The organism is Nocardia sp. NBC_01377 (assembly GCF_045040005.1).
GTDB classification, from domain to species: Bacteria; Actinomycetota; Actinomycetes; order Mycobacteriales; family Mycobacteriaceae; genus Nocardia; species Nocardia noduli.
The window spans coordinates 2,363,528-2,388,406 of record NZ_CP109566.1 but is presented as its reverse complement, the minus strand read 5'-3'; the positions used below and the strand labels follow the sequence as shown (position 1 = coordinate 2,388,406).

Below are 24,879 nucleotides of genomic sequence, written 5' to 3'. Positions count from 1 at the left end.
TCCGCTTCGACCCGAGTTTCGGAACGGAATGACGAATGAAACTACTCACCCTCGGCCCTGCGCTGTCTACGCGCGTCGTTGTCTTCGCCGCTGGAGCCGGTGGCGATCCCGGCCGGCACCTGCCATTACTGGAGGCGCTGGCGGACAACGGATGTCGTGTCGTCGCGCCATGTTTCCGACGGTTCGACACCCCGCGACCGTCCACCGTCGAGTTGGTCTCCCGCCTGCGTGATCTCATCGAGGCCCTCGAGCGTGAGGCGTCCCCCGAGGCCGAGGTCACGGCGATCGGTCACTCGATCGGAGGATGGGCTGCGCTGTGTCTGGCAGGGGCGACACCCTACGGGCCGATCGTCACCATCGACGCCGGACTGAAGGCATTCGCCACCGACGGCCCCGCCCCACGACCGGCAACCGCCCCCTTCAGCGATTCGACGTACGCCTTCTTCGGCGACGAGCACGGCGCGATCACCCGACCACCCGGCACCGAGGTGCGCTTGGCAGATCGGATCGAACTGGTGACGCCGCACTGCGACCCCACCGTCGACCGATACGACGACTACCACGTCGTGCACGGCGACACGGTCGTGGCGATCATCCCGATCGACGCCGCGCGAGCGAGCCGATAACTCGGACGATCCAGGTCTCGAACTCGACGTCTCGCCGTGCGGCACGAATAATGTTGGCGGCGAACATATGTGGGCTCTCCAACGGGATGAAATGCCCCGCATTCTCGAGGTGGTGAATCCGCAGGTCGGCGAAATATTCGGTCAGCCGATCGGCCCAACTGCCAGGGAACAACACATCGTCGGACGGCCAGAGCACGGTGGCGGGTACGGCCAGACGCTCGTCCGTGGTGGGCGCGCGTTCGGCGGCGAGACGGGCCACTCCCCCCGCACCGACCCGGTACCACGCCACCGAGGCACTGAACGCGCCCGGCGGGGAGTACATCGAGACAAGGTGGTCGAGGTGGTGATCGGTGAGGGCGAAGTCGGGGCCGGACCACTGCGACCAGAAGTGCCGCAGAAAGGCACGCACGGCATCGGGTTTGCCGTCGATGAGTTCGTCGGCGAGTGCGAGTTGGTTGAACGACACGTACCAGAACTGCTGTTGGGCTTCGGGTGACAGGATCCGTGCGCCGATACCGGGCAATGGCGGCGTCAACACAAGTTCCCGGATCAGATCCGGACGCAGGCGCGCCACCGCGACCGCGATCCGGCTGCCGATGTCGTGTCCGCCCAGCACCGGCCGGTCCAAGCGCAGTTCCTCGATGAGTCCGATCACGCTGCGTGCTTGCGCCTCGGCGCTGTAATTGGTCGAAGGGTCCCCGGGGTGCTTGTCGGATTCACCGAAACCACGGAGGTCCGGCACGACGACATCCAGCGTGTTCAACAGCGGGACCACGTCGCGGTATTCGGTCCTGTCGCTGGGCCAACCGTGCAGCAGAACCACCGGCACACCGGTCCCGAACCGGTCATATGCCAGGCGGAACCCATCGACCGCGCCCGACCGCTCGACACGCTGACCACGTGGGCGCAACGACACCCCGACCCCCATATCCGCGAGCGGAAGCTACGACGCCCGGAGAACGACGATAACACCAGCAAGATCGGGAAAAAGACCAGGCTCAGAACCCTTTGGCCTGGCACCAGAGCGACGACGTGATCGAGGTCCCCGGGCCGAAATTCCACGACCACGCGCTCACCGGCCCGCCGACGACCGTACACCCGATCGGGCAAGGAAACGACCCGGCGTTCTCCGTCGCGCGACGAACTCCACGGTCAGGCAGTACACCGGTTTGCTGTCGGAATCCCTTTTCTCGTCGACCGACACGATGACACCACGCGCCCGGTGCCCCCGCATCCACAGCGACACCCGCTCCCACGTCTCACGAACGCCGTGGAACGCGATGTAGATCATCGCCATCCCGAACCCGAACATGAACACCACGCTCAGGCCCTTCCAAAACAGTTGCACGTCAACAGACTACGTATGCCAGATCGCATCTCCCGCCGATAGACAGCACCGATCACCGGGCGGTGGTCGGCGGATCGTCTGCTACGGCGACGGCGTCGTGAATGCGACACCGAGTCCAGCGCGCACTCTGCGGATCGGTCGTGTCCGCCATTGGTCACGCGGTCATTCTTCCACATTTCAGTTGACAAGCCGTCCGACCAAAGTCACTCTTTCATAAGTCGCCCTGTCTTATGAAATGGAGCCCCTCTATGAGCCACCTGACCACTCGGCGAGCCGTGTACGGCTTGCACGCGCTGTGGCCGACCGGGCTGGTCCTCGCGCTGATCAATGCCCAGGTTCCGCAGGTGACCACGCCCGTATTCGCGGTGCTCGCCGGGACCTATGTCGCACTCGCCACGACGGCGATCAAGTGTGTCGCCGTCTCCGGCCGGATCGCGGCGGTGAACTGGGTGGCGGCCTCCGTCACCCTTTTCGCGATCGCGGGCTTCACCGGTGAACCCACGGCGCAGCAGCCTTCATCGATGCTGATCAACACCGCGATGTTGTCCGCCGTATCGCTCGCTGTCCTGGTCGGGGCGGTCGGGCCGCTCGGGCGATTCCGTCGATCCGACCGGATGACGGTGGCGGTACCCGCCGTGTTCGTGCTGGGAATCGCGACGGGCGGATTCCTCGCACCGTCGAGCGTCGTGCCCACGATCGGAGCGGGGTCATGACCACCGTCGACCATCGAGACCCGGATATGTCGAGCCGCACGGTGTTGCGCGGTCCGGCCACGGATCCGGTGGTGCGGGCGAAGATCCTCGGCGTGCTGGCGGTCTCCCTGCTCGACCACGGGACCATCGACGACTTCGCGACGATCATCGCGCCCCAGGCCGTCAACCGGCCGGGCGACTACGCACCCCCGGCGTGCCGGGCCACCGGCCCGGGCGCGGTGTATGCGACCTCGATGTGGTTGCGTCGCACCTTCAGTGATCTGAAGTGGACGATCCGGGCATTGTCGGCCGACGAATCCAGGGTCGTGGTGCGCGCCGACATGACCGGGCGGCACACCAGCGACCTCGTTCTGCACGGAGACGACGGCCTGCCCTGTCGGACATTGCGCGCCAGTAATCTGCGGTTCACCGTCACACGAACGTATCGACTTCGGATCTCGGACGCCCGAATCATCGAGCGCAGTGTCGATTTCGGCGAGCTCGGCCCCGAGTAACAAGACGACACCGCCGATCGAACAGCGCGCAGCGGAAAGATCCGGAAGTCATCCGAGGTCGGCGAGCACGGTGCGGGCATCGCGGGTGTCGGCGATGAAGGCACCGAGTACGCCACGGGTGCGGGCGAGCGTCGCGATTCGGGCGAGCGCGGCGGCGTTGTCGGCCCACAGCCACCAGTAGGTGGCGCCGACGATCCAGATCGCGGCATCGTCGTCGATGAATTGTTCGAGGGCCGAGTCGTCGTACGGCCGGACGTCGTGTTCGGAGAACTCGGCGACGAGGGCCGCGCGAGCCTCGTCGGTGAGCGGGCCGCGGGCACGCAGCCACAGGCCGGATTTGAACAGTTGGAGCGGCGCCTTCACTTCGGAGCGCGCGAGGTCGGCATTCGGGCCCCAGAACGAGCCCGGGGCCCAGTCGTGGAAGACGTACCCGTCGGCGAACAGGGTGAACAACCAGGCGGAGAACGGGCGCGGCGGGGCGTCCCATCCGGTCGAGGCGAAATGTTCGTGCACCGGAGGGTCGTCGCTGCCGTCGAACTCGACGAAAGCGCGACCGTCGCGGGTCTCGTTGGTGAACAGCAGACGCAACGGGCCACGCAACGGTCCCGGAGGAAGCTCGGTGATCGATTCTGTATCAACATCATTAGCGGCAGCGGGGTCGGTGTGCACGCCCGACTCGAGGAACGTAGCGAGCGAGGTGACGTCGGCGGCCCAGTAGTCGGCGAGGAGATCGGGCAGGCCGACGATCCAGTAATCATCGGTCACCTCGCCGATCACGTGACTTCCGCCGCCCTCGTTCCACACGGTGCGGGGGAAACCGTCCTGGCCGAGCGGGATCTCCCCCACGATCGAGAAGAACTCCGCGAGGCAGTGCGGCAGTGCGGCGGCGGCAGCGCGCAGCGGTGCCGGACGCTCGGGCTCCATCAGGAGCAGAAACAGCGTGTCTTGCAACGGTGACGGCACAACCCGTGAGAGTACGGGCCTACTGGCTCGCCGCCTCGACCGTCACAAGTCCTCGCGCCCTCTCGAGACGTCAAGGGACCGACCGCGCTAGCGTTTCGGAGCGTGATCGAAGTCTCAACGAAGCCCTCATCACCGTCTTGGCGGGCATACCCGTCATTTCCCTGTTCTGTAGCGAGCGCCTGACGGACTTCTACAGCGGCTCCGGATTCCACTTCACACGCCAGCGCGTCGGACATCGCAGGTCAGCCGTCGGCGAATAGTCCGGACCGAACACTCGGACGCTCGGCATGTCACCCGAGAGCGCGACCCTGGGGCGCGGCTCGGTGCTGGAAGCAGTGGTCAGTGCTCGTGATCCGAGAGTTCTTCCAACCAGGGATGGCCGGGGTGCACTCGCGACAGCCACCCGAACAGTCGGGATCGCCGTGCTCGGTCCAGCACCGGAAGCGCGCGCAGGAAGTCCGACTCGTCCTTCGCGCGCCGAGCTTTCGCCTTGAACAGCAGCACGACCTCGGGGATGACGTAAGGGATGCCGTCTGCGGTGCGCAGGATCAGCTCGTCGTAGGGCACGGTGATCGAGGCGTCGCGGCGACACACCCATCGATCGCCGTGGTGCGGCTCGCGGAACACGTCGAGACGATAGAGCCCGGTCGCCGGTTCACGCAGCCAGGTCTGATGCTGGTTGTCGGCTTGCTCGGGAAATGGCCAGGCGTGCCCGTCACCGACGACATCCCATTCGTAGCCGGGCAACGTGTCTATGATCTCGGCGAATCGTGCACGTGGAACGCCTATTTCGAGATCGGAATGCTCGCGTTCGAGACCTCCGACGAACAGATCCAGCGCCCACCCTGCTGCCACGTACCAGCACTGCGGCGCGTCCGAGAGCCGCTCGGCGGCCTCGGTGGGACTCCATGCTCGCCAGAGCCGGTCGCATTCGTCATCCGACAGCGGGCGCCCGACCACTCAGGCGACCTCCTTCCGTTACCCCTCGTCCGGATTTGCCGTAGTACCGGCGGGCCCAGCAATTCGAACCACTACGAATTCCGCGAGAACGTACCTATTGCCGTCAAAGGGGCCACGCCGGTCCCGACCTGGGGTTCCAGTCCGACCAATGCCAGCATGTGCCGACCGTCCGAGCTTCGGTAACCGCGCACCCACGCTTCGCCGGCGGGGTCGGGATACGGTGCCAGCCGCCATCCCCGCCCCTCGATCATCTGCTCGTCGAACTCCCGTTGCAAGACTTCGACGCTGATCTCGGCGGACACCGTGAGATGAACGACAGTGATCCGCTCGTTCCCCAGCCCCGACGCCATCGAATCGAAAACAGGGCCCCATGCCCGTTGGTCGCGCACCATGACCACATCTCCGAACGGATATTCCGACGGTTGTTCGACGCCCGACGGCCATACGGGCAAGTCGGATTCGGGCGGCGAGGAGCATCCCGACGCTGCCGAACCGATTACCACGCCTGCCAGCAACGACAGCGTCCGGGCCGTGAGCACTCGCAGAGTAGGCATCCACACCGAACCTTCTCGAAATGAAGCAACCACCAGCCAGTCAACACCGGAGACCACTCTGCCCGCACCACCATTTCCTACTGTTCACCGACCCGGCACTTGTCACACGGTCGAACCGGCCCGAAGACGCCCTATTCCATTGCCCGCATTGCCGACTGCTTACGATCGTCCGTGCAGCGCCGCTCGACGGTGATAACTGCCAGCCCGCTCGACGCCCGCCCCGAGTAACGCCATTGGCCGGAGAGCATCATCGCGGATCTCGTTTGCCGCACGTCGGCCTCTACGGAGCTGATTGCAGGGGTAGGGGTGTTCAGCTTCGTCGGAGGGAGCGTCGTACCACCCCGGGGTGGCGGGCTAGTTTGGGTCCCAGCATCGCTGCCAACAGGGTCGAACCCAGCCAAGGCCGGATATGCGGGGTCAGCCGCCGGATTCGGCCGTCGATGTCCTGCTCGATCAACATCGCGTCCCCGATACGCACACCCACCACGCGAGCCTCCGCCACAGCGACCGCCGTGCCTGCACCGCCGACCTGGTGACGCCAGGTCAACCCGGACAGGGTGGGCAACAACGCCGCGAACAACACACGCAGATCGTCGTGACCGCGAAAGACCGCGCGACCGGCCAGAGGTGAGACCAGTTCCGCGTCCGCCGCCAGAGTCTCGATCACGGCGTCGATGTCGCCCGCCTCGGTTGCGGCACAGAACCGAGCGATCACGTCGACGTCGTCCAACTCGGGTCTCCCTGCTTGCCGATTACTACACAGCGTAGTCCAACCTGCGGCACGGCGGGGACCTCCGTGCGGGGTAAAATCCAGCAACTATCGGGCGTTTGCCGCTCAGGTATTACCGGCACCGCATCGACGGCCCGCGTTCATCATGCGAGATACCGTCCGCCGTTGACGCTGAGCGTCTGTCCGGTGACGAATCCGGCCTGTTCGGACGCCAAATACGCTACCGCGTAGGCGATATCGTCGGGCTGACCGGTTCGCTTCATCGGGACGAGCGCGGCGACTTCGTCCGGGTCGAGGCCGTCGCGTAGCAGTGGGGTGTCGATCGAGCTGGGCGGGACGTGATTGACGGTGATGCCGGTCTCCGCGTATTCGATCGCCAGCGCTTTGGTCAGTCCGATCAGACCGCCCTTCGACGCGGCATAGTGCGCGATCAGCGGTCCTCCACTCTGCGCGGACGAGGACGAGATATTGATGATCCGACCCCAACCGGCGGCGAGCATATCGGGCACCACCGCCTTGGTGACCAGGAACGGACCCTTGAGGTTCACTCCGATCATTCTGTCCCAGGCGTCGTCGGTGATATCCACGAAAGGCACGTATTCGCTGACAGCGGCATTGTTGACGAGAATCGAGATCGGACCGAGTTCGGAACGAGTGCGTTTCACGGAATCGGCTACCTCGGCCGAATCCGCCACGTCACCGATAACGGCCACCGCCGTACCGCCCGCTGCGCGAATCGACGCGACGGTCTCTTCCGCGTCGGCGACGGTCCGGTCCCACACCGCGACAGCGGCGCCGCGCGCGGCGAGCACCGTGGCGATGGCGCGGCCGATTCCGCGACCACCACCGGTCACCACGGCGTTTCTGATCTCGGTATTCACCGGTATCCCTTCCCACGTCAACGGAAATTGTTCTTGATCTTCTTACACCGGCCTATCGCGCACCGGTGGAAGCCGCGCGTTCGATGCCTGTGTTCTTCGGCGTCGAACAGATGGATACGGGTGCGGCGCGGATCGATGTCGATGCGCCCCGAGGTGAATCATGCTGCGCGTGTGAATCCGTGCGACGCGGTCACTTGTGCCTTGCCGGCCGACCTGGAATGGCGACGTCCGGCGACTGGCTGGTACCGGCACTGGGGCGATCGCATCGTCAGCCTGTCCGCCGGTATAGCGGAATAGCTGACGGGAGGTGCTGTCCGCCAGGGCAATTCACCCGACCGGAGTCCAACTCCAGTTTCGGTCGCGTGACGCGGTTCGGACGGATCAGCCCCATTCCGATCGTGATAATGGCCGGAATCGGCCATGACACGGCGAGCACTCGCGAACAACACTTCTCGCCGTGACCGCCGCAGCGCTTCGCCGACACTGTCGCGCGGTCTGTGTTTGCGGACCACACCCCGTCCCGAATGAGTTCGCGTGTGCGAACGAGAGCCGAAGGGTCGGTCGACAGCGACCGGCTCGGTGAGGAAGACAGCGTGAAGATCAAAAGCCTGCTCCTGCTGGTCGCGTGCCTGGCCGCCGCCGCGTGCGGAACCGACAGTCATGCGGCGGACAAACCCACCGCCACCACGACCGCGGCATCCTCGGGTAAGGATTGCCCGTATCGGGCCGCGAGCGGGTTCTGCTTCTCGCCGCCTGCGGGCACGACCGCCACCGAATCCGACAGCAAGGTCGTCTTCGCGCGCGGGGGCGAACCGAAAGCGGCCCAGGACCTCGTGGTGCGCACCGAGATGTTCCCGACGTCACCGGAATTCGTGTCGAGTCGTCGCGAATTCGCGCGTGGCGGTACCGGCGCGCCCGACATCGTCGTACTCGAGGATGTCGATATCGCGGGCGGTAAGGGGTTCTACGTGGCGACGCAGTCGTCGTCGAATGTGCTGGTGACCGCGATGGTTGCCGATGGCGACAGGTTCCATCAGTGCACGGTGAATGTGTACACCAGCGACAAGGACGCGCTCGCGAACGAGATCCAGGCCTGCAAATCACTGAAGTCGGCGCGTTGAGCACCGACGGGTTCCGCGACGAGCACGACAGCCATCGCTGCGGGAGTACCCGCCGACAGTATCGTCGGCCTCGAGTTCGGGTGAAATCGGTTGTCGGATCCGGGCCGAACGAATGTACTGCGGGTATGACGAATTCATCTGCGACGGTGCGAGCTGCCACCTCGCTCGATCTGGTAGCGGTGGCGACTTTGGCCGATGCGTTCTACACCGGGGACGGTGTCGCCATCGATGAACAGGAGTTGGGTGACAACGTGGCGACGTTGCTCGCCTGGCCCTCGGCGCGTGTCGCCGTCGTGGATTCGGGGACCGGGTTGCTCGGCTATGCGGTCACCACCACCGGCTTCGGTCTGGAGAACGGGCACATCGCCGTGCTCGACGATCTGTTCGTGACACCGACGGCACGCGGGCGTGGGCTGGCGGGTCGGCTCATCGAGGACAGCGCCGGATGGGCAGCCCAACGAGGATGCGCGTCGCTGGAGTTGGTCGTAGCGCCCAACGGCCGCGATGTCGGGCATCTGTTGCGCTACTACCTCGCGCGCGGTTTCCACGACGACGGCCGTCGTCTCCTCAGCCGGCAACTCTGACCCGCACCGGTCGGCTCGACGAGAAGATCGCCGTAAATGCTCGACGGCTGGAACACCGCGTCACGCCGACGCCGAGTCGGCCGACAGGTTACCGTGGGCCACGGCGACCGCCTCGCACAATGCTTCGAGTCGCCGGTGACCCCGGCATTCTGGAGAGCGCACAGCCCCCTGCTGAGCCGCCCTGCGGTGCAACCGATCCCGGTCCGGTCCCGTGGCCGATGATCCGGTCATCAGGCACCGAGGGCGCGCAGCGCGGCCGCACGGATCTCGTCGCGGACCTCGACGTCGAGCAGGCCCCCGTTCTCCTGGAGCGCGGACACCACGGTTTGGGCGACGGCGAAGGCCGCTCGGGCGCGCACACGATCGGCGGGAGTCGGTGCGGGGCCAGCGAGCAGTTCGATGATCTGGCGACACGCGGCGTCGGCGTCGTGTTGCGGAATGAGGTCCGCCACCGACGGGTCGGTCGCGAAAGCGATGAAGAGAGCGCCTGTTTCGGCCGCGCCCTCGATGTAGTCGGTGAGGATCTGCGCCGGACTCAACTGCCGCTCCCGGGCGCGCTCGATCAGTCGGGTCACCGCGTGCGACGGCGATTCCAGAAGTTCGGCGGCGATACTGTCCTTGGTCTTGAAGTGGTAGAACACCGCCGCCTTGCTGGCCCCGACCGCCGCGGCGATATCGGCGATCGAGGTCGCGGCATAGCCCCTGCGGAGGAACAATTCCCGGGCGGCGGCAAGGATTTCGTCACGGCGTCGAGCGGTCACCGCCCGCCCGCCACCATCTCCAGAACGATCTTGCCTCGGACGTGCCCGCGTTCCCCGCGTTCGTGCGCGCCACGTGCATCCTCGAACGGAAAGACGCTGTCGATGGCGACGACCAGCCTGCCGTCGTCGAACAGTTCGTTCAGCTCACACAGATCGGCGCCGCTGGACCGCACCTGCGCGCCGACTCGCTCGATACCGCGCCGCGAAAGCTCTTCGGGCGGATAGAACCCCAGCGTGATGGGCACCAAACGGCCGCCGTCGGCGATGACCGACAGCCAACGTCCGGCATCGACCCCGCCGACACAATCGATCACCACATCCACGGTGCCCACGGCGCCGATCGGGTCCCCGACGGTGTAGTCCACGAAATTCTCGACCCCCAACTCCCGCAGGAACTCCTCGTGCCGACCCGAGGCGACCGCGACGACCTCTGCGCCCCGCAACCGAGCCAGTTGCACGGCGAAATGTCCCACCCCACCGGCCGCACCGACGACCAGTACCCGCTCACCCGGCGCGACCGCGCCGTATCGGTGGATCTGCTGCCACGCCGTCAGCGCGGCCATCGGCACCGCCGCCGCCTCGATATGGTTGAGCCGCTTCGGTTTCGGAGCGAGATCGGCGACCGGCACGTTCACGTACTCGGCATGCGTGCGGCCGTAGCCCCGACCGCCGAACGGCGGGAACCGTACGAGACCATAGACCTGATCCCCCACCGCCATATCGGTAACCTCCGCGCCCACGGCGACGACCTCGCCCGCGACGTCCGCGCCGGGCACCGAGGGCCGCGCGATCGAGGGCCGGTACTGCGCGGGCAGATCCGCGAACCCGCTGCGCCCGCGCAGATCCGCGGGATTCACCCCGGCGGCGTGCACCCTGACCAATACCTCGCCGGTTCCCGGAGTCGGTCGGTCGATCTCCTCCACCCGCAACACCTCGGGACCACCCGAGGTGAAGACCATTACCGCTCGCATCGTGGACATGCCGAACCACCCTCTCGATCCACCGTCCTGACCGATCGGTCAGGAATGCCCCACCACTATGACGGCAGAGCTGACCGATCGTCAAGGAGACCCGGGTCCGAGCACTTCCCGGAATCACCGGGAGGGTGTCCGTCGAGTGAACCAGCGCAACACTTTTCGCGCCCCTTCCCGAGCAATGTCAGGGTTCGAAGGCGACCTCGGTGAGTCGTTCACTGTCGGCCCACAGTCGCGCGCCCAGCCCGGCATCGTCCGCGCCTTTCGGGAGTTTCGCGGACCCTGGGGGTGCCGGAGGTCTGGTCACGTCCGGCCGAACCGAGGAACTCACTGGGTGTCCAATGCGCCATGCGGGCCACGCCTCGCTTGTTGAATGAACGTTCATTAACTACGCTGACGGCGTGCGCACCAGGAACCCCGAAGCGAAACGGCAACTGTTGTTCGACGCCGCGCTGGCCGAGTTCGCCGAATTCGGTTTGGCCGGAGCACGTATCGATCGGCTGGCCAAGCGCGCGGGATTCAGTGCGGGACTGGTGTATTCGTTCTACAGGGGCAAAGACGAACTCTTCGACGCGGTCTTCGACATGATCGTGGAGATGACGATGGCGACCGTGCCGCTGGACGCGGACCGACTGCCGGAGTACGCCGGTCAACTCTACGACGCCGGGCTGGCTCATCCCGAGGTCGTGCGGTTCCTGATGTGGTATCACCTGCTGCGTGGCGAGTCCGCTCAACGCGCGGCGGTGGCCGAGTCGATGCGCGCGAAGGTCGAGGCGATCGAAGCGGCTCAGCGACGCGGGACGGTGACCACCGCCCAGCCTGCCGCGCATATCCTCGCCCTGGTGCTGACGGTCGCGAACATGTGGCACCAACCGGCCGAAGATGTCGTGCGATTGGTGCCCGAACACCAACGCCGCACCGTCGTGCTGAACGCGGTCGCCACCCTGATCGCGCCTGCCGATGCCTGACATGACACGCGGCCCGAACCTCGCCGCACAACCTGGGCAGATCCCCACACCATGGAGGCACGATGTCTGACCGGAAAGTGATCCTCTTCGGCGCGACCGGCATGATCGGCCGAGGGGTCCTCAACGAGTGCCTCGCGGACGAGCGAGTAGGGCAGGTCCTCGCCGTCGGCCGCAGCACGCTGGGCATCAAGCACGAAAGCCTGCGCGAACTGGTCCAGCCCGATCCCGCCGATCTCTCGGCGATCGCCGACGACCTGCCGGAGTTCGATGCCTGCTTCTTCTGCCTCGGCGTCTCGGCCGTCGGCATGAAAGAAGAGGACTACCGCCGGATCACCTACGACCTGACCATGAGAATCGGTCGCACGCTGGCAGCTGCGAACCCGGAACTGACTTTCATCTACGTCTCCGGGCACGGCACCAACAGCACCGAGAAGGGCCGCTCGATGTGGGCGCGTGTCAAAGGGAAGACCGAAAACGATCTGCTCGCACTTCCGTTCCGCGCGTATATGTTCCGGCCCGGATTCGTCTACCCGACCGACGGCGCGGTCTCCAAAACGCGACTGTACCGCGTCGGGTACGCGATCATCGGACCGTTCATCCCGCTGCTCAGGCGGGTGGCACCGAACATGATCAACAACAATCGTGAAATCGGTCGCGCCATGATCGCCGTCGCGGTCTCCGGGGCGGACAGTCACGTCCTCGGTCCTCGCGAGATCACCGCTCGAGCCACGCCGTGATCTGAACCGTCGACCAGTCGGCAGGTGATCTCCCAACCTGCCGCTCCTCGTACGGATCGCCGCGGGTCGCCTACCGCACGAAATTGTGGCGGTTCAGAATCGTTCTCGTAGTGGGCGGTCGGCGGGAGTACCGCGATAGATGCCGCGGTCGACGAGGCGGGGCACGACCGACCTCGTCGATGAATTCCCGAATGGCCGCCGACCCCGCCGAGAACATCAGGTTGAAGCCACCGACATTACCGTCCTCGTGCCAGGCCGCGAAGTCGTCGACGAGGTCGTCGTAGGTGCCGACGAACTTGCGGTGCGTCGCGCCGCCGCGGCCGACCGCCTGCGCCACGACCTCGCGCACGGTCACGCCCGGACGCTCCTCGATCCAGTTGTAGAGTCCCACGTAGTTGCCGAACGTGCTCTTGATCGTGGCCTCGACGTCTTCCGGGCGCGGCAGCAGATGCGTGGGGAATGGTTCGGCGAGGTCGCCGAGCGGAACTTCGATGCCGAACTGTCCCAACGCGAAAGGCGCGAGGGGTTCCCAATCGACGTAGCTGTCCAGTTCCCGCAGTTTCTCCTCCGCCTCCGCCGTCGTCTGTCCGAGATAGGGAATGAGACCGGGAATCGGTGGAACGGAGCCGGGCGCTCGCCCCTGTTCGACCAGCGCCTTGTCCAACGTCTCGCGGTAGATCGCGGCGCTCGCGCGGGTGGAGGAGTTCGTGAACACCATATCGGCATGTTTGGCGGCGACCCGGATGCCCGATCCCGACCCACCGGCCTGGGCGATCAGCGGCCTGCCCTGTCGGCTGGGCGCGATGTTGAGCGGTCCGCTGACCTGGAACAGGGCGCCCCGGTGATCGATCGGTTCGGCGTAGAAACGGGTGAGGCCGTCGGGATCACGGCGCACCGATCTGTTGTCCCACAACCCACGGAGGACCTGTAGGAACTCGTCGGCGCGGTGATAGCGCGCCTCGCGGTCGAGGTGATTCTCCAGGCTGTAGTTCAGCGCGAACCGGTCGATCACCGAGGTGACCGCGTTGTATCCGGCGCGGCCGTCGGACGCCTGGTCGAGCGAGGCCAGCAACCGAGCAAGGTTGTAGGGGTCGTAGAACGTCGTCGAGGCCGTCGCGATCAGACCGACGTGTTCGGTGTGCTGTGAGATCGCGGTCAGCGCGGTGATCGGCTCCGCCGGTCCCCCGTCGAACGCCGGGGAACCCTGCATGCCGGGAATGTCGCCGACGAACAACGCGGTGAACAGGCCCTCGTCCCCGAATCTGCCGTACTCGAGCAGACGCTCGAACGTGCCACGCTCGGCAATCCCCTGGGCTCGTTCGTATTTGTGGGCGCCCTGGTGCAAGTTGATGTCGTTGGCTACCAGGTTCAAATGCAGATAACGTCGCTCTGCCATCGGGAGGCTCCTGTCCTAGAGATCATCCCAGGGTAAGGGGGCGCTCCCGGCGTGAGATCCCCTCGCTGTCGAATTCGATTGCTGTGGTCGACGGTTTCTGCTGTCCTGTGATCATGGCCTTCCGATACCCGGACGATGTCCCGGTCCTCGCCTCGGGCGAGGTCACGCTGCGCGCGCATCGACAGCAGGATCTCGACGCGATCGTCGAGCAGGCCCGCGACGTCGAGATGGTGCGCTACACGACGGTCCCGCGGCCGTACGGTCGCGATGACGCGCACGACTTCTTACAGCGCGCTGCCAGCGAGTGGGAAAAAGGTACGCCGACCTCGCGCCGCGGATGGGCGATCACCACGTCCGCAGCGGGGGAACAACCGCGATTCCGCGGCACCGTCGACTACCGACCGACCGGGGTGGGCACCGCCACGATCGGATTCGGACTGCATCCGGCCGCACGGGGTGCGGGGCTCATGGGCCGAGCGGTGAGCCTGGTCCTGGATTATGCGTTCACGCACGACGACATCGAGGTAATGCATTGGCAGGCCGTCGTGGGCAATTGGGCCAGTCGCAAGACAGTGTGGAAGTTGGGTTTCCGCCTCGAGGGCACGGTACGCAAACTCCTCGTCCAACCAGGAAGCGCACACGACGGATGGATCGCCACACTGCACCGCGACGATCCTCGCCGCCCGTGCGAACCGTGGCCGACGTGACCAACTGCCACAACAGTTCGACGGCAACGGAGTTCATCGGTACCCCCTCGTATCGTCACGGGTTCGATCACCTGTCACCGCATCTGCCTCGCCCGACGACGACGCCGCGAAACGTTCCCGGATCGCTCAGCCCTGCTCCGGCGCCCGAACCAGCAACGCCGTCGCACGTCGAACCACCGGCAAGACCAGCAGCAGGGTGGGGAAGGCCACCGGCCAGGAAACAGCCCAGGATCGCAACCACAGCATCGGATCGATACCGTCGCTCATCATTGTGCTGATCGCCGACACGATGCAGGTCATCAGAATCGACAGCAGCATCGGCAAAATCACGGTTGCGTACCGGGCGGGAAATTTCGGGAAGGTCATCGCACACTCCGTACAACGTCGAACGAGCCGCCCACCTGATGGCGGACCGGCGCGTTGATTGACGTTGAACGCTTACGGCGACGAATCGCGAAACCGAGCATAGGTCGATCGTTGTCAGCGGGCAAGCGCAAACTCCGACACGCAACGAACCGGTCAGTGAAATACGCTCCGCCACAGCCCACTACGGCACACAGGTGCCGACGGACCCGGTCGCCCACGGCAGGACCCGGCGCTCGGCTCGGCGGCCCGCAGGCGCGCTGCCACGGCCGAACCTGTCCGATGTCGACGGCGACATCGGCGGCACTGCTCCATGGAGATGGGTTCGTGCCGGTGGGTCGTGCAACGTTCACGAGCACTCCGGATTCCCGGAGGCACCGCTACGGTGGCGCCCAGGTGGGTCACGGCGTTGATGGCCTCGAGCGACGCGGAGTGCGCGATTGGAGCCAGATCTGTTGCGGCGCAACAATATTAGGTCGGCACTTCGGCAATCAGGTCTTTGTCCGGCGTTGTCGGCATCCACGCCGGAGCCATCACATCGGAAGCCGAATCGACCCTGCGCCGAGAGGGCTTCCACCACGCTACCCCGTCCCATCGAGAACTCTCCACGGCCGATCGGCGCAGGCCCCCGACGGTGGGGTCGATGGTCATCGACCGCGAATGTCAACGCTGGTTCAGGCGGACCGGGATGGCGCGGTGGCCGTTGACGACGATGCTCGGGATGTGTTCGAGATCGCCGGGATCGGTGGCGAGTTCGATGTCGGGGAATCGCGCGAACAGCGCCGGCAGGGCGATCGCGGCTTCCAGGCGGGCCAACGGTGCGCCGAGGCAGTGGTGCGAGCCGTAGCCGAATGCGAGGTGGTCGCTGTGTGGACGATCGAGATCGATCGCATCCGGATCGGTGTGGACACTCGGGTCACGTCCGGCCCCCGCGAGCGAGGCGAGAATGACTTCGCCCTGAGCGATGCGGACGCCGTCGCCGAGGTCGATATCGGTGACGGCGAAACGAAACGGCATGTGCACGATCGGCGGCTGGACCCTGAGGATCTCCTCCACCAGGTTCGTCCACGGCACCCGCGCGCCCGTCAGGTCCGCACGCAGTCGACAGTCGCCGAGCACGGCGACGATCGCCTGATCCAGCAGGTGGGTGGTGGTTTCGTAGCCGGCGGTGATGATCAGCATCAAGGTGTCGCCGAGTTCGCGCGCGCTGAGCGCTGTCTCGTCCTTCTCGTGCGCGGCCAGCAGTGCGCTGGTGACATCGTCGCCCGGATTCGCTCGTTTGTCGGCGATGAGTTCGTCGAGTACCCGATACAGCGTGACGAAGTTGGCTCCCGCCTGTTCGGGGGTGAGCGTGGTGTCGAGGATGGCCGTGGTGCAGGCGCACAATTCCGCGGCGGGTCCCGGCGCTACGCCCATCAGTTCGCAGATCACCCGGATCGGCACTTCGTCGGCGAAACCCGCACGCAGATCGACGATTTCGTCGACCTGCGGCACGGCGAGCCGGTCGAGCAGATCGGTCGTGATCGCTTCGATGCTCGGGCCCAAAGTCTCGAGGCGACGGCGGGTGAACACCGGCGTCACGATCGCGCGCAGACGCTTGTGGTCGGCGCCGTAGGTGGTCAGCATGCTGCGTACCGCCACCCACGGATACATCACCCAATCGGGGGCGATGTCGCCGTTGACCAGTGCGGGCCAATGCTGTTGGGCGTCCTTGGAGACTCGCGGATCGGTCAGCAGTTTCTTGAGCGTGGCCGCGTCGTTGACCGCCCATGCCTCCACATCGCCCGGTAGCCGGACACGAGCGATCGGGCCTCGGGCGCGCAGGCACGCCAGTTCCTCGGTCCACGCGGAGCCGGTGAGGACGAACGGGTCGTGGGCACGCGCGATCATGAAACCTCCTGTGAGCCGATCACGGCGACGCCGGGAACACGGCGGGAGCGGGTGGGAAGACGACGGGCAACGCGACCACGGCGCGGTGGAACGGCCCCGACCTCCATCGGGGCACTTCGTCGGGCGGCAGCCGAAGATCGGGAAGGACGTCGAAAAGCTGGTCGATGGCGCGCTGGACGATGATTCCGGCGATGTCCTGCGCCGGGCACGCGTGCGGTCCCGCACCCCACGACAGGTGGGAGCGGTTGCCCCACCGGTCGATCACGTCGAACCCCCTGGTGGGTTCGAGGGCGGGATCGGAGTTGCAGGCGGCCATGCTGATCACCACCGGCTCGTCGGCCGGAAGCCAGACGTCATCGATCAGTTGGGGTTGACGCGGGTAGGTGATGCAGAAATTCGGCAGCGGGGTGTCGGTGAACAGAACCTCGTCGATCGCGTCCCTGGTCACCAGGGAACCACCGTGCAGCCCGCCGGCGAATCGTTCGTCGGTCAGCGCGATGAGTACCGCGTTGGTGATGAGATTGCAGGTGGTCTCGGTACCCGGCCCCAGCAGCAACGCCGTCTGCTCGACGACCTCGATATCGTCGAGGCCGTGCTCGTGCTGGATCAGCCTCGACATCATGTCCTGGGCGGGATGGGCGCGTTTGCTCGTGACGGCTTCGTACAGGGCCGCCCCGAACCGTTCGCCCGCTTCGGGGACACCGTCCATCATGGCGGCCATCTCGGCCCATACCTGGTGGGCTTGGCGGGTGGTGAGGCCGAGTAGTTCGCACATCACCCGAACGGTGAGCGGCAGCGCGTACTGCGCACGCAGATCCGCGCTGCCCGCCGCGTGAAACTCGCCGATGAGACTTTCCGCGGCCCGCTCGACGGCTTGCTCCACCTTGAACCGGTCCGTCTCGGCGAGAGCCGCCTTGATCGTCGCGCGATAGCGGCTGTGCTCCACTCCAGCGCATCGCAAGGCGTTGCGGCGCCCCCGCAAGACCTCGAAAACCGGGCTGTCCGCACGAGCGGTCTTTTCCCACCTGGTCGGATCGGCGGGAAAATGTTCGGGGTCGTTGAGAATTCGCACCGCGGCCTGCCATTCGACCACCAAGGTGGCCGCCACACCCGGGGCAAGCCATACCGGCGCGATGGAACCGTACGTCTCCCGCATGTATCGGTAGCCTTCATGCGGCGCGGAGGCGAACCGCTCCGAGAACAGCGACACCCGCGACTGCGCGGTCCCCGTGGGCCCCGCGTCGCTACGCCGCGATACCGGCAGCACGGCCACCCACCTCTGCCGATGCGGATCTGTTGGGCGACAACAGTTCCAGACGTGTCATATTCGAATGCCCAAGTTCTCGAACCGGATCGATGACAGACGACATCCACCCGTCCGGATCCGCCCGCCACGGTAGTTCGTGTGCCACCCCCACATCTACCCCCGAGAGGGTCGACGGCGGTGACGGAAATCGGGCGATCAGAGCCAAAACACGACCTCGTTCGAGTGTTGATCTGCACGTGGTATCGGCAAACACAGTACGGCACAGATCATTTCCAGCGCACCGACTTCGGCGATCGCACCGGTCACTACCCGGCGGGGGCGTGCCACGAGATCGCCGCCCGAGTTCCGTGGTGTCGCCGTCGACACTCCGATCGGCACCGCGGGTTTCGTTCGGCCCGCATCTATCCGGGGCGAGGTAGCGGCAAGGGCGGTATCGTTCCCGACATGTCCGCTGCGTCCGTCCTGGCTGCGCGTCTGCGCGGCGCGATGACGGGCGCGGTGTCGGGCGGGGCGGCCCTCGCCGCACACGGCATCGGCGGCGGGATGGTCCCGACCGACAGCGCCCTGGTACTGCTGGTGGCAGGATGCACGGCGGTCGGTGTCACGGGGGCCCGGCCGGCGGGACGTCGGATGCCGGTACTGGTCGCCCAACTCGGTGCGGGCCAAATGCTCGGTCATCTCGTGTTGGCCATGACCTCACAGCACACCCACCCGATCGCGTTGACACCGGCGATGTTGTTCAGCCACCTCGTGTTCGCCGTCACCGTCGGTATCACCTTGGGCGTCGCCGAACACTTGGCACGGGCGGCGCTGTTGTCGGTGCGCCGGTGGCTGGTGCTGCTCGCCCACGACATCGGAACCCTCCCCGAGCCCGTACGTTTCGCCGTGTCAGCACGCAATCCGGCCGCGCCCGGCGGACTTCTGCTGAGTTCGGGATCGGGTAACCGCGGACCGCCGGTGACCACGGCCGTCCTGTGAGACGGTCCGGGTAGGTCGGAAGTTCCCGCGCCGGAAGGTAGTGCTGCTTTCTACCGGAGGACGCGGTGCGGCCGACGTTCTCGCACGCGTTCGACGGCCGCCTTCGGCTGCCGAACGGCTTATCCATCGCGCGCCGATATTCGCGCCGATCATGATCAACCGATCGGTCCCGGAGCGTGGCGTGGACGTGTTCGTGGTGGCGGCCACGTGATGCCGCCGATGTCGACTCCGGCCAAGCGCCGGAGGGACTGCCAGTTCCCTGTGCCGTGAGAGAGCTATATCTTCATGTCTTCCACAACCGCCGGTGTCGGCGACTCGCCGCAACCATCCGTCGACGGCGCCGATCGCGCCCGGTCGGTGACAACCGTGCCAACCACCACCGATACAGCGGCAGCCGATCCATCCGAGGCGCCTGCCCCCGCATCCTCGACGAGGAACTCCACGGCCGCGCGTAGCTGGCGGCCTCTGATCCTGCGACTGCATTTCTACGCGGTGTGCTGGTCGCACCGTTCATCCTGATCGCGGCGGTCACAGGCGGGCTGTACGCGCTGTCGCCGGTCATCGAGAAGCTGATCTATGCCGATCTGCTCACCGTCGAATCCGCCGGTGCCGCACCGCTGCCGCTTTCGCAGCAGGTGGCCGCGGCTCGAGCTGCCAACCCGGACCTGCACGTCAGCGCGGTTCTTCCCGCCGCGTCCTCGACAGCGACGACGCGGGTGCATTTCACCGACCCCACCCTGGGTGCGGAGGAACTGAAGGCGGTGTTCGTCGACCCCTACACCGGCACGGTGTTGGGTAGTGAGACCTCGTGGTTCGGGTCGCTGCCGTTCAGCACCTGGGTCGATGTCCTGCACCGCGATCTGCACCTGGGAGAGTTCGGCAACCTCTACAGCGAACTCGCCGCGTCCTGGCTGTGGGTCGTGGTCCTGGGCGGATTGTTGCTGTGGTGGGTGAAATTCCGCACCGACCGTGTCCGTGGCCGACGTGCCCGTCTGATCGGCGTCGACCGGTCGGTGCAGGGCCGCGCACGCACGCTGAACTGGCACGGCGCGACCGGTGTGTGGATCGCGGCGGCGCTGCTGTTCCTGTCGGCAACCGGTATCACCTGGTCGCCGTACGCGGGTGAACACGTCACCGACCTGCGCGCGGCGATGTCCTGGCAGCGCCCCCAACTCGACACCGACCTGACCGGTGCCGCCGCCGCGACCGACGGCGCGCACGATGGACACGGTGGAATGCACACGGAGCCGGTCGATATCGCCGGTGTCGACCTCGACCACGTCGTCTCCGTCGCGGACCGGGCCGGAGTCGCGGCTCCGGTCGAGATCACCGTGCCCACCGAGCCCGGTCAGGCCATCGGCGTGGCCGAAGCCGCGAAAGCCTATCGGCTGACCACTGATTCGGCCGCGATCGATCCGGCCACGATGCAGGTCACCAGCGCCGTCGACTACCACCGCGACTACTCGCTGATCGCCGAACTCGCCGACTGGGGCATCCGCGGGCACATGGGGATCCTGTTCGGCCTGCTCAACCAACTCCTGCTCTTGGCGGTGGCGCTCGTATCGATCACGGTGATCGTGCGCGGCTACCGCATGTGGTGGCAACGCCGCCCCACCCGGGGTGCCGCGTGGGCCCTGGGACGGCCACCACTGCGCGGCGGCATCGCCCAGGCCCCGCTCGCAGGCATTCTCGTGCCGGCCGTACTCGCGGTCGCGGTCGGGTGGTTCCTGCCGCTGCTCGGGGTGACATTGCTCGGGTTCCTGGCGATCGACCTGATCATCGGCGCTCTCGGACGCCGCTCCGCGCGACGACGGCCGTCACCGCCACAACACTGACACTGATCGGCGGGGCAGGTCGGCGGCACAGTCGGCCTGTGGAGGTCCACACCATCGAGTCGGGTACCGACTATCACCGACACGGTGGTGTGAACCAGCACCCCGATCGGCGCTCAACCAGCTGCCGCCGCCGATACCCGCTGGTCCGGGAATCCCGATGGAGCCCGGTGAGCCGCTCGATCTGCGCTTCGAATTCCTGCTGCCCACCGCGCTCATCAACTCCGGGCGCGTCTTCTCGGTCGCGATGGCATCGCCGAGTTGGTCTGCCGCAGGGTCCGGTCAGCGGAAGATCGCCAACGCCCACATCAACAGGAACGTCGAGCTTTGCCGAGCTTCACCTCACCGACCGTATCGATGGCAAAAGTCCTGTGTGCCTTCAGTTCACCCGTGTAGAAGTTCGCGTACACGATGGCGTCGGCTTTCTCCACCTGCTCGACGACCTTGCGCACCGAGGTGATCAGCTGCTCCTGGACCATTCCGCTCACCGGGTGAGGTTTTCGACGTCGACCGGCTCGATGCCCTCCTCCGGCGGCAGGGCGAAACCGAAAACCTGGCTGTAGAAACTCAATTCGGCATCGAGGGCGCGGCGGATGTTCTCTGCTCGACGGAAGCCGTGTTGTTCGCCGTCGAAGACCAGGTAGGCCACCGGGATCCGCTGGGTTCGAAGCGCGTCGACGATCATCTGCGACTGGTTCGGCGGCACCACCGGATCTTCGCTGCCTTGCAGGACGATCAGGGGACTGCGGAAGCGGTCGACGTGGTGGATCGGCGATCGGTCACGATAGACGTCGCGTTCGGCCGGATATTCGCCGATCAGACCGTCGAGGTAGCGGCTCTCGAACTTGTGTGTCTCGGCCGCGAGCGCCTCGAGATCCGCGACGCCGTAATGATCGGCACCCGCGGTGAAGGGACTATCGGTCCTGGTCAGGGCTGCCAAGGTCGTGAAGCCTCCGGCCGAACCGCCGCGGATCGCCAGCCGGTGCGGGTCCACGCGACCGTGTTCGCCCAGCCAGCGGGCCGCGGCGATGCAGTCGGCGACATCCACGACGCCCCACGCGCCTTTGAGTAGATCACGGTAGGCCCGGCCGTATCCGGTTGATCCGCCGTAGTTGACATCCACTACCGCGAATCCCCGGCTGGTCCAGTACTGGATGCTCGGCGACAGAACGGGCAGCGCGTGGGAGGTCGGGCCGCCGTGAATCACGACAAGCAGCGGCGGCAACTCTCCACTCGGCCCGCCGTAACCACTGCGCACGGGCGGGTAGAACAGCGCGTGCGCGGTCCGCCGCACACCGGAACCGTCCTCCGAGGGGAAGGCGATCGGCTCCGGGACGGAGATCTCCGCGACGCCGAGAGCGATCTCACGCGGCGCACGCAGCGTTTCGACTCGTGGTGCGGAGACACCGAATTCGATGCGGTAGACGCCGAATTCGGCGGTGGGCGTACCCGCCACCACGACTATGGAATCCGAACCGGCACGCTCGACCGCCGTGATCACGGAGAAGGGGAGGTCGAGATCGATCACCGACCCGTCCGCGCGGCGCATCCCGAGGCCGTCGTAGCCGTCGCGCCACCGCGCGAACACGATGTCGCCGTCATCGAGTACCGCGTAACGTGCCGAGCCCAGTTGCCAAGCGGGAATGCCGATCTCGGCGTCCAGTTCGCTCACCGGAGCGACCGCGCCGCCGCGAGTCCAGCGGTAGAGATTCCACCACCCGCTGCGATCGGACAGGAACAGCAGCGAGCCGTCGGACTGCCAGCGCGGTTCCAGCACCGACTCCCCCGGGCCACCCGCGACGACAGTGTCGGTCGAGGTCGCGAGATCACGCACCCGCAGGAGGGTGTCGTCCCACGGCATGGAGGGGTGATCCCACGACAAGAACGCCAGCGAAGCACCGTCCGGGCTCAGTCGAGGCGCGGCGACGAAATCCGGGCCGCTCACCAGGACCTCCGGCTCCGAGGAGGGGTCGGCGCGCAGACGCACGATCTCGTTGCGGACATCGACAGCCCCGCGACCGTCGGCAGGGTGGCGTTCGCGGACCGCCACGACGCCGTCGCGGGCGAATACCCCGTCCGCGTACCGGTCACCGCGCGGCACGGCGGGAATCGGAGTCCAGGCAACGGGCACTCCCCCTGGCTCGAGCCGGTACACCCGCTGGTCGTCCCAGTTGGTGAACCAGACCACGCCGTCGGCGACCCACCAGGCCGCACCGCCGTATTCGTGGACCGCGGTCCGCGCGTCCATTCCCTCCGGAAGCAGATCGGTACCGGTGCCGTCGGCACCGCGGCGCACGATCTGGGTACGGCCGCCCTCGGTGGGACGCCCCTCCGACCAGTAGACGTCGGCCCCGTCCACCCGCACCTCCGACAACCGCACCGCGACGGAGACGACGGATTCGGACGTGACGGGAGTCGGCCAGGATCCGAACGGCAACTCGGTAATGGTCACCGGACAAGGCTAGTCGTCGGCGCGGCGACCCTGGAGGAGCCCAGCTGGATTCCCGAGTTCGATCTGTCGGGCGGATCGGTTCGCTCGTGGGCCGTTCAGGCCGGACCGCCACGGGGTGAGCGGCGCACGTGCGCGGTATACCGGGCTTTGATGTCGGCGGAGGCCTCGGCCTGCGATGACGCCTCACGGCTGTCGGATTCACGCCAGGGCCGGGCACCGAGAACCTCGTGCGCGGCCCGGACCCGCAGTAGCGCGGGGCGCGTCGCCGTCTCGAGCACGGCTTGCCGGGAAGCCGCTCGTATCGCCGGGCTGATCCGGCGTAGCTGGAGCGGGTCGAAGATGGCCAGTACCGGGATCGGGCTGGCCGGAGGGTTGGCTCCGACCGCGACGTGACCGGCATTGCTCAACAGGAACATGACGTCCTCAGCGGGCGCGTCCATCGCAGCCTGTTCCCACCGCTGCTCCCGATGCCACGCCGACAACGCGCGCGCCACCTCTTCCTGATCGGCCGCACCCACGCTCCGCACATACGGCACCACCACATCCCAGTACTGGTCCTCGGCCTCGAGGATCGCTCGGTCGACGGTATCGAGCAGCCCGGGCACCGATTCGCCCGGAACGACGATGCCGACCGGATCACCCTCGACATCACCGACCCGGACGGTTACGCATCCTTGCGAACTGCCCACCTCGACACGATCGACGACCAGCATCGTCCGGAACAGGCCCCGACCTGCCCGATTGCCCGCCCTGTCACGCTTCCCACCATCGCCCACCACCCGCGCATCCCTTCGGACAACCAGCACTGAACGACGAAGCGCCGAAGCACTGTCGACAGCACCAACGATACTCCCGCTTCGACCGCGATCAGGCTCAGCCGATCTGCCGTGGTTGAAACCTCTTTGGCGACAGTCTCATTCGAACCGGAGTGCGGCGCGGAGGCGAACAGCGTCGGTATGACGCTGTTCGCCCCGTTCGGTACGCCGTCCGGTCCCTATCCGACAGGAACCTCGAACTGCATGGCCCGATAGGGCCACCCCTCGTCGGTCTTCCACTGGGACACCAGCAATTGCAGTCCGTCATCGAGCGTGGATCCCGGAACGATGCTCGGCCCGTACAGTTGCGCGACCTTCCCGTCACCTTCCTCGCCCCATGCCGAACCTCGCAACGGGCGCACGCACATCTCGCCGAACTTCTCGGCAGACGGCTCGTGTTCGAGGGCCGGTGTGGGCGGATTCCCCCAATTCCATTGTCCATCACGTGAACCCCAACCGATATAGGCATCGGGTTCGGTGATCCGGTCCTCGCGGACGCGGCGCAGGATGATGCCCTTGTCGCGCTGGAATCCGGTGGAGAAGACGTAGACCCACGCCCTCGACCACATCGACAGGGTGCCGCCGTCGCTTGTTCGCGACACCTGCCTGGCCGGAACTCCGTCGGAGATCCTCGATCAGTTGAGTGAATGGCGCGACCACGGTGTTCGATATGCCGTCATTCTGAATCTCAGCCCGGTCCACCCCGAACTCCGTGTCGGCCTCAGTTCTTCACTCCCCCTCGTGCAACTTCTCCGCGGCATGCGA

Annotated in this window: 27 protein-coding genes; 10 read left to right on the top strand and 17 right to left on the bottom strand. The window is 66.3% G+C overall.

Annotated elements, in window-relative coordinates:
- Positions 1–35 precede the first annotated feature (35 nt).
- A complete protein-coding gene (locus OG225_RS10750; RefSeq protein ID WP_405181529.1) occupies positions 36–626 on the top strand; it encodes an alpha/beta fold hydrolase in 591 nt (196 codons plus the stop codon).
- On the opposite strand, the gene OG225_RS10745 is transcribed toward OG225_RS10750, so the two are convergent.
- Positions 592–1,554 (bottom strand): alpha/beta fold hydrolase, encoded by a 963-nt coding sequence (locus tag OG225_RS10745; RefSeq protein WP_405181528.1) that lies wholly within the window; start codon positions 1,552–1,554, stop codon positions 592–594. The two genes, OG225_RS10750 and OG225_RS10745, sit on opposite strands and share 35 nt — an antisense overlap.
- Positions 1,555–1,698: 144 nt before the next feature.
- Positions 1,699–1,974: a hypothetical protein gene (locus OG225_RS10740; protein ID WP_405181527.1), complete on the bottom strand. Its 276-nt coding sequence runs from the start codon at positions 1,972–1,974 to the stop codon at positions 1,699–1,701.
- A 248-nt stretch (positions 1,975–2,222) separates the two neighbouring features.
- On the opposite strand from OG225_RS10740, the gene OG225_RS10735 reads away from it, so the two are divergent.
- Positions 2,223–2,687, top strand: coding sequence for a hypothetical protein (locus OG225_RS10735; protein ID WP_405181526.1), 465 nt, complete (start codon positions 2,223–2,225; stop codon positions 2,685–2,687).
- The gene (locus tag OG225_RS10730; protein WP_405181525.1) at positions 2,684–3,181 is read left to right on the top strand and encodes an ester cyclase; all 498 of its coding nucleotides are present in this window, start codon (positions 2,684–2,686) and stop codon (positions 3,179–3,181) included. Before OG225_RS10735 ends, OG225_RS10730 begins: the two co-directional genes overlap by 4 nt.
- Before the next feature lie 48 nt (positions 3,182–3,229).
- On the opposite strand, the gene OG225_RS10725 is transcribed toward OG225_RS10730, so the two are convergent.
- The 5 genes from OG225_RS10725 to OG225_RS10705 form a co-directional block, all read right to left on the bottom strand.
- A complete protein-coding gene (locus tag OG225_RS10725; protein WP_405181524.1) occupies positions 3,230–4,144 on the bottom strand; it encodes a hypothetical protein in 915 nt (304 codons plus the stop codon).
- 339 nt (positions 4,145–4,483) lie between these two features.
- Positions 4,484–5,104, bottom strand: a complete 621-nt coding sequence (locus tag OG225_RS10720) for a nucleotidyltransferase domain-containing protein (protein WP_405181523.1) — start codon at positions 5,102–5,104, stop codon at positions 4,484–4,486.
- Positions 5,105–5,175: 71 nt separating this feature from the next.
- The gene (locus OG225_RS10715) at positions 5,176–5,658 is read right to left on the bottom strand and encodes a hypothetical protein (RefSeq protein ID WP_405181522.1); all 483 of its coding nucleotides are present in this window, start codon (positions 5,656–5,658) and stop codon (positions 5,176–5,178) included.
- A 310-nt stretch (positions 5,659–5,968) separates the two neighbouring features.
- Positions 5,969–6,388: a nuclear transport factor 2 family protein gene (locus OG225_RS10710; protein ID WP_405181521.1), complete on the bottom strand. Its 420-nt coding sequence runs from the start codon at positions 6,386–6,388 to the stop codon at positions 5,969–5,971.
- 143 nt (positions 6,389–6,531) lie between these two features.
- On the bottom strand, positions 6,532–7,269 hold the full coding sequence (locus tag OG225_RS10705) for an SDR family NAD(P)-dependent oxidoreductase (RefSeq protein WP_405181520.1): 738 nt from the start codon (positions 7,267–7,269) through the stop codon (positions 6,532–6,534).
- A gap of 593 nt (positions 7,270–7,862) precedes the next feature.
- On the opposite strand from OG225_RS10705, the gene OG225_RS10700 reads away from it, so the two are divergent.
- Positions 7,863–8,390 carry a hypothetical protein gene (locus OG225_RS10700; protein ID WP_405181519.1) on the top strand — a complete coding sequence of 176 codons (528 nt, stop codon included), beginning with the start codon at positions 7,863–7,865 and terminating at the stop codon, positions 8,388–8,390.
- 125 nt (positions 8,391–8,515) lie between these two features.
- Positions 8,516–8,974, top strand: a complete 459-nt coding sequence (locus OG225_RS10695; protein WP_405181518.1) for a GNAT family N-acetyltransferase — start codon at positions 8,516–8,518, stop codon at positions 8,972–8,974.
- Positions 8,975–9,204: 230 nt separating this feature from the next.
- Here OG225_RS10695 and OG225_RS10690 read toward each other — a convergent pair whose 3' ends face one another.
- Together OG225_RS10690 and OG225_RS10685 are read right to left on the bottom strand one after the other, a co-directional pair.
- Positions 9,205–9,735, bottom strand: a complete 531-nt coding sequence (locus OG225_RS10690) for a TetR family transcriptional regulator (RefSeq protein WP_405181517.1) — start codon at positions 9,733–9,735, stop codon at positions 9,205–9,207.
- Positions 9,732–10,715, bottom strand: a complete 984-nt coding sequence (locus OG225_RS10685) for an NADP-dependent oxidoreductase (RefSeq protein WP_405181516.1) — start codon at positions 10,713–10,715, stop codon at positions 9,732–9,734. Before OG225_RS10685 ends, OG225_RS10690 begins: the two co-directional genes overlap by 4 nt.
- Before the next feature lie 395 nt (positions 10,716–11,110).
- Here OG225_RS10685 and OG225_RS10680 point away from each other — a divergent pair, with 395 nt between their 5' ends.
- Both OG225_RS10680 and OG225_RS10675 read left to right on the top strand, forming a co-directional pair.
- Positions 11,111–11,677, top strand: a complete 567-nt coding sequence (locus OG225_RS10680; protein WP_405181515.1) for a TetR family transcriptional regulator — start codon at positions 11,111–11,113, stop codon at positions 11,675–11,677.
- 62 nt (positions 11,678–11,739) lie between these two features.
- Positions 11,740–12,414 carry an epimerase gene (locus tag OG225_RS10675; RefSeq protein WP_405181514.1) on the top strand — a complete coding sequence of 225 codons (675 nt, stop codon included), beginning with the start codon at positions 11,740–11,742 and terminating at the stop codon, positions 12,412–12,414.
- A gap of 70 nt (positions 12,415–12,484) precedes the next feature.
- Here the strand turns inward: OG225_RS10675 and OG225_RS10670 are convergent, their stop codons facing one another.
- Positions 12,485–13,810 carry an NtaA/DmoA family FMN-dependent monooxygenase gene (locus OG225_RS10670; RefSeq protein ID WP_405181513.1) on the bottom strand — a complete coding sequence of 442 codons (1,326 nt, stop codon included), beginning with the start codon at positions 13,808–13,810 and terminating at the stop codon, positions 12,485–12,487.
- A gap of 113 nt (positions 13,811–13,923) precedes the next feature.
- On the opposite strand from OG225_RS10670, the gene OG225_RS10665 reads away from it, so the two are divergent.
- Entirely contained in the window at positions 13,924–14,517 is a 594-nt protein-coding gene (locus OG225_RS10665; RefSeq protein ID WP_405181512.1) for a GNAT family N-acetyltransferase, read from the top strand.
- Positions 14,518–14,643: 126 nt separating this feature from the next.
- Here the strand turns inward: OG225_RS10665 and OG225_RS10660 are convergent, their stop codons facing one another.
- The 3 genes from OG225_RS10660 to OG225_RS10650 form a co-directional block, all read right to left on the bottom strand.
- Positions 14,644–14,883, bottom strand: coding sequence for a DUF2798 domain-containing protein (locus OG225_RS10660; protein ID WP_405181511.1), 240 nt, complete (start codon positions 14,881–14,883; stop codon positions 14,644–14,646).
- A 660-nt stretch (positions 14,884–15,543) separates the two neighbouring features.
- On the bottom strand, positions 15,544–16,770 hold the full coding sequence (locus OG225_RS10655; RefSeq protein ID WP_405181510.1) for a cytochrome P450: 1,227 nt from the start codon (positions 16,768–16,770) through the stop codon (positions 15,544–15,546).
- A gap of 19 nt (positions 16,771–16,789) precedes the next feature.
- Positions 16,790–17,926: a cytochrome P450 gene (locus OG225_RS10650; RefSeq protein ID WP_405181509.1), complete on the bottom strand. Its 1,137-nt coding sequence runs from the start codon at positions 17,924–17,926 to the stop codon at positions 16,790–16,792.
- 555 nt (positions 17,927–18,481) lie between these two features.
- Here OG225_RS10650 and OG225_RS10645 point away from each other — a divergent pair.
- Both OG225_RS10645 and OG225_RS10640 read left to right on the top strand, forming a co-directional pair.
- Entirely contained in the window at positions 18,482–19,015 is a 534-nt protein-coding gene (locus OG225_RS10645; protein WP_405181508.1) for a hypothetical protein, read from the top strand.
- A 494-nt stretch (positions 19,016–19,509) separates the two neighbouring features.
- Positions 19,510–20,850: a PepSY-associated TM helix domain-containing protein gene (locus tag OG225_RS10640; RefSeq protein ID WP_405181507.1), complete on the top strand. Its 1,341-nt coding sequence runs from the start codon at positions 19,510–19,512 to the stop codon at positions 20,848–20,850.
- 305 nt (positions 20,851–21,155) lie between these two features.
- Here OG225_RS10640 and OG225_RS10635 read toward each other — a convergent pair whose 3' ends face one another.
- The 4 genes from OG225_RS10635 to OG225_RS10620 form a co-directional block, all read right to left on the bottom strand.
- Positions 21,156–21,335, bottom strand: coding sequence for a hypothetical protein (locus OG225_RS10635; protein ID WP_405181506.1), 180 nt, complete (start codon positions 21,333–21,335; stop codon positions 21,156–21,158).
- Positions 21,332–23,299: a S9 family peptidase gene (locus OG225_RS10630; protein WP_405181505.1), complete on the bottom strand. Its 1,968-nt coding sequence runs from the start codon at positions 23,297–23,299 to the stop codon at positions 21,332–21,334. Before OG225_RS10630 ends, OG225_RS10635 begins: the two co-directional genes overlap by 4 nt.
- 95 nt (positions 23,300–23,394) lie before the next feature.
- On the bottom strand, positions 23,395–23,988 hold the full coding sequence (locus OG225_RS10625) for a hypothetical protein (RefSeq protein ID WP_216905509.1): 594 nt from the start codon (positions 23,986–23,988) through the stop codon (positions 23,395–23,397).
- Between the two features lie 305 nt (positions 23,989–24,293).
- Positions 24,294–24,716 (bottom strand): DUF4185 domain-containing protein, encoded by a 423-nt coding sequence (locus tag OG225_RS10620; protein WP_405181504.1) that lies wholly within the window; start codon positions 24,714–24,716, stop codon positions 24,294–24,296.
- Positions 24,717–24,879 lie beyond the last annotated feature (163 nt).

What these genes read in the sequence shown, in the direction of transcription:
- OG225_RS10745 (WP_405181528.1), bottom strand. Translation starts at nt 1,554, where the DNA reads ATGGGGGTCGGGGTGTCGTTGCGCCCACGTGGTCAGCGTGTCGAGCGG.
- OG225_RS10650 (WP_405181509.1), bottom strand. Translation starts at nt 17,926, where the DNA reads ATGCGGGAGACGTACGGTTCCATCGCGCCGGTATGGCTTGCCCCGGGT.
- OG225_RS10675 (WP_405181514.1), top strand. Translation starts at nt 11,740, where the DNA reads ATGTCTGACCGGAAAGTGATCCTCTTCGGCGCGACCGGCATGATCGGC.
- OG225_RS10655 (WP_405181510.1), bottom strand. Translation starts at nt 16,770, where the DNA reads ATGATCGCGCGTGCCCACGACCCGTTCGTCCTCACCGGCTCCGCGTGG.
- OG225_RS10735 (WP_405181526.1), top strand. Translation starts at nt 2,223, where the DNA reads ATGAGCCACCTGACCACTCGGCGAGCCGTGTACGGCTTGCACGCGCTG.
- OG225_RS10670 (WP_405181513.1), bottom strand. Translation starts at nt 13,810, where the DNA reads ATGGCAGAGCGACGTTATCTGCATTTGAACCTGGTAGCCAACGACATC.
- OG225_RS10660 (WP_405181511.1), bottom strand. Translation starts at nt 14,883, where the DNA reads ATGACCTTCCCGAAATTTCCCGCCCGGTACGCAACCGTGATTTTGCCG.
- OG225_RS10715 (WP_405181522.1), bottom strand. Translation starts at nt 5,658, where the DNA reads ATGCCTACTCTGCGAGTGCTCACGGCCCGGACGCTGTCGTTGCTGGCA.
- OG225_RS10645 (WP_405181508.1), top strand. Translation starts at nt 18,482, where the DNA reads ATGTCCGCTGCGTCCGTCCTGGCTGCGCGTCTGCGCGGCGCGATGACG.
- OG225_RS10695 (WP_405181518.1), top strand. Translation starts at nt 8,516, where the DNA reads ATGACGAATTCATCTGCGACGGTGCGAGCTGCCACCTCGCTCGATCTG.
- OG225_RS10685 (WP_405181516.1), bottom strand. Translation starts at nt 10,715, where the DNA reads ATGTCCACGATGCGAGCGGTAATGGTCTTCACCTCGGGTGGTCCCGAG.
- OG225_RS10665 (WP_405181512.1), top strand. Translation starts at nt 13,924, where the DNA reads ATGGCCTTCCGATACCCGGACGATGTCCCGGTCCTCGCCTCGGGCGAG.
- OG225_RS10730 (WP_405181525.1), top strand. Translation starts at nt 2,684, where the DNA reads ATGACCACCGTCGACCATCGAGACCCGGATATGTCGAGCCGCACGGTG.
- OG225_RS10750 (WP_405181529.1), top strand. Translation starts at nt 36, where the DNA reads ATGAAACTACTCACCCTCGGCCCTGCGCTGTCTACGCGCGTCGTTGTC.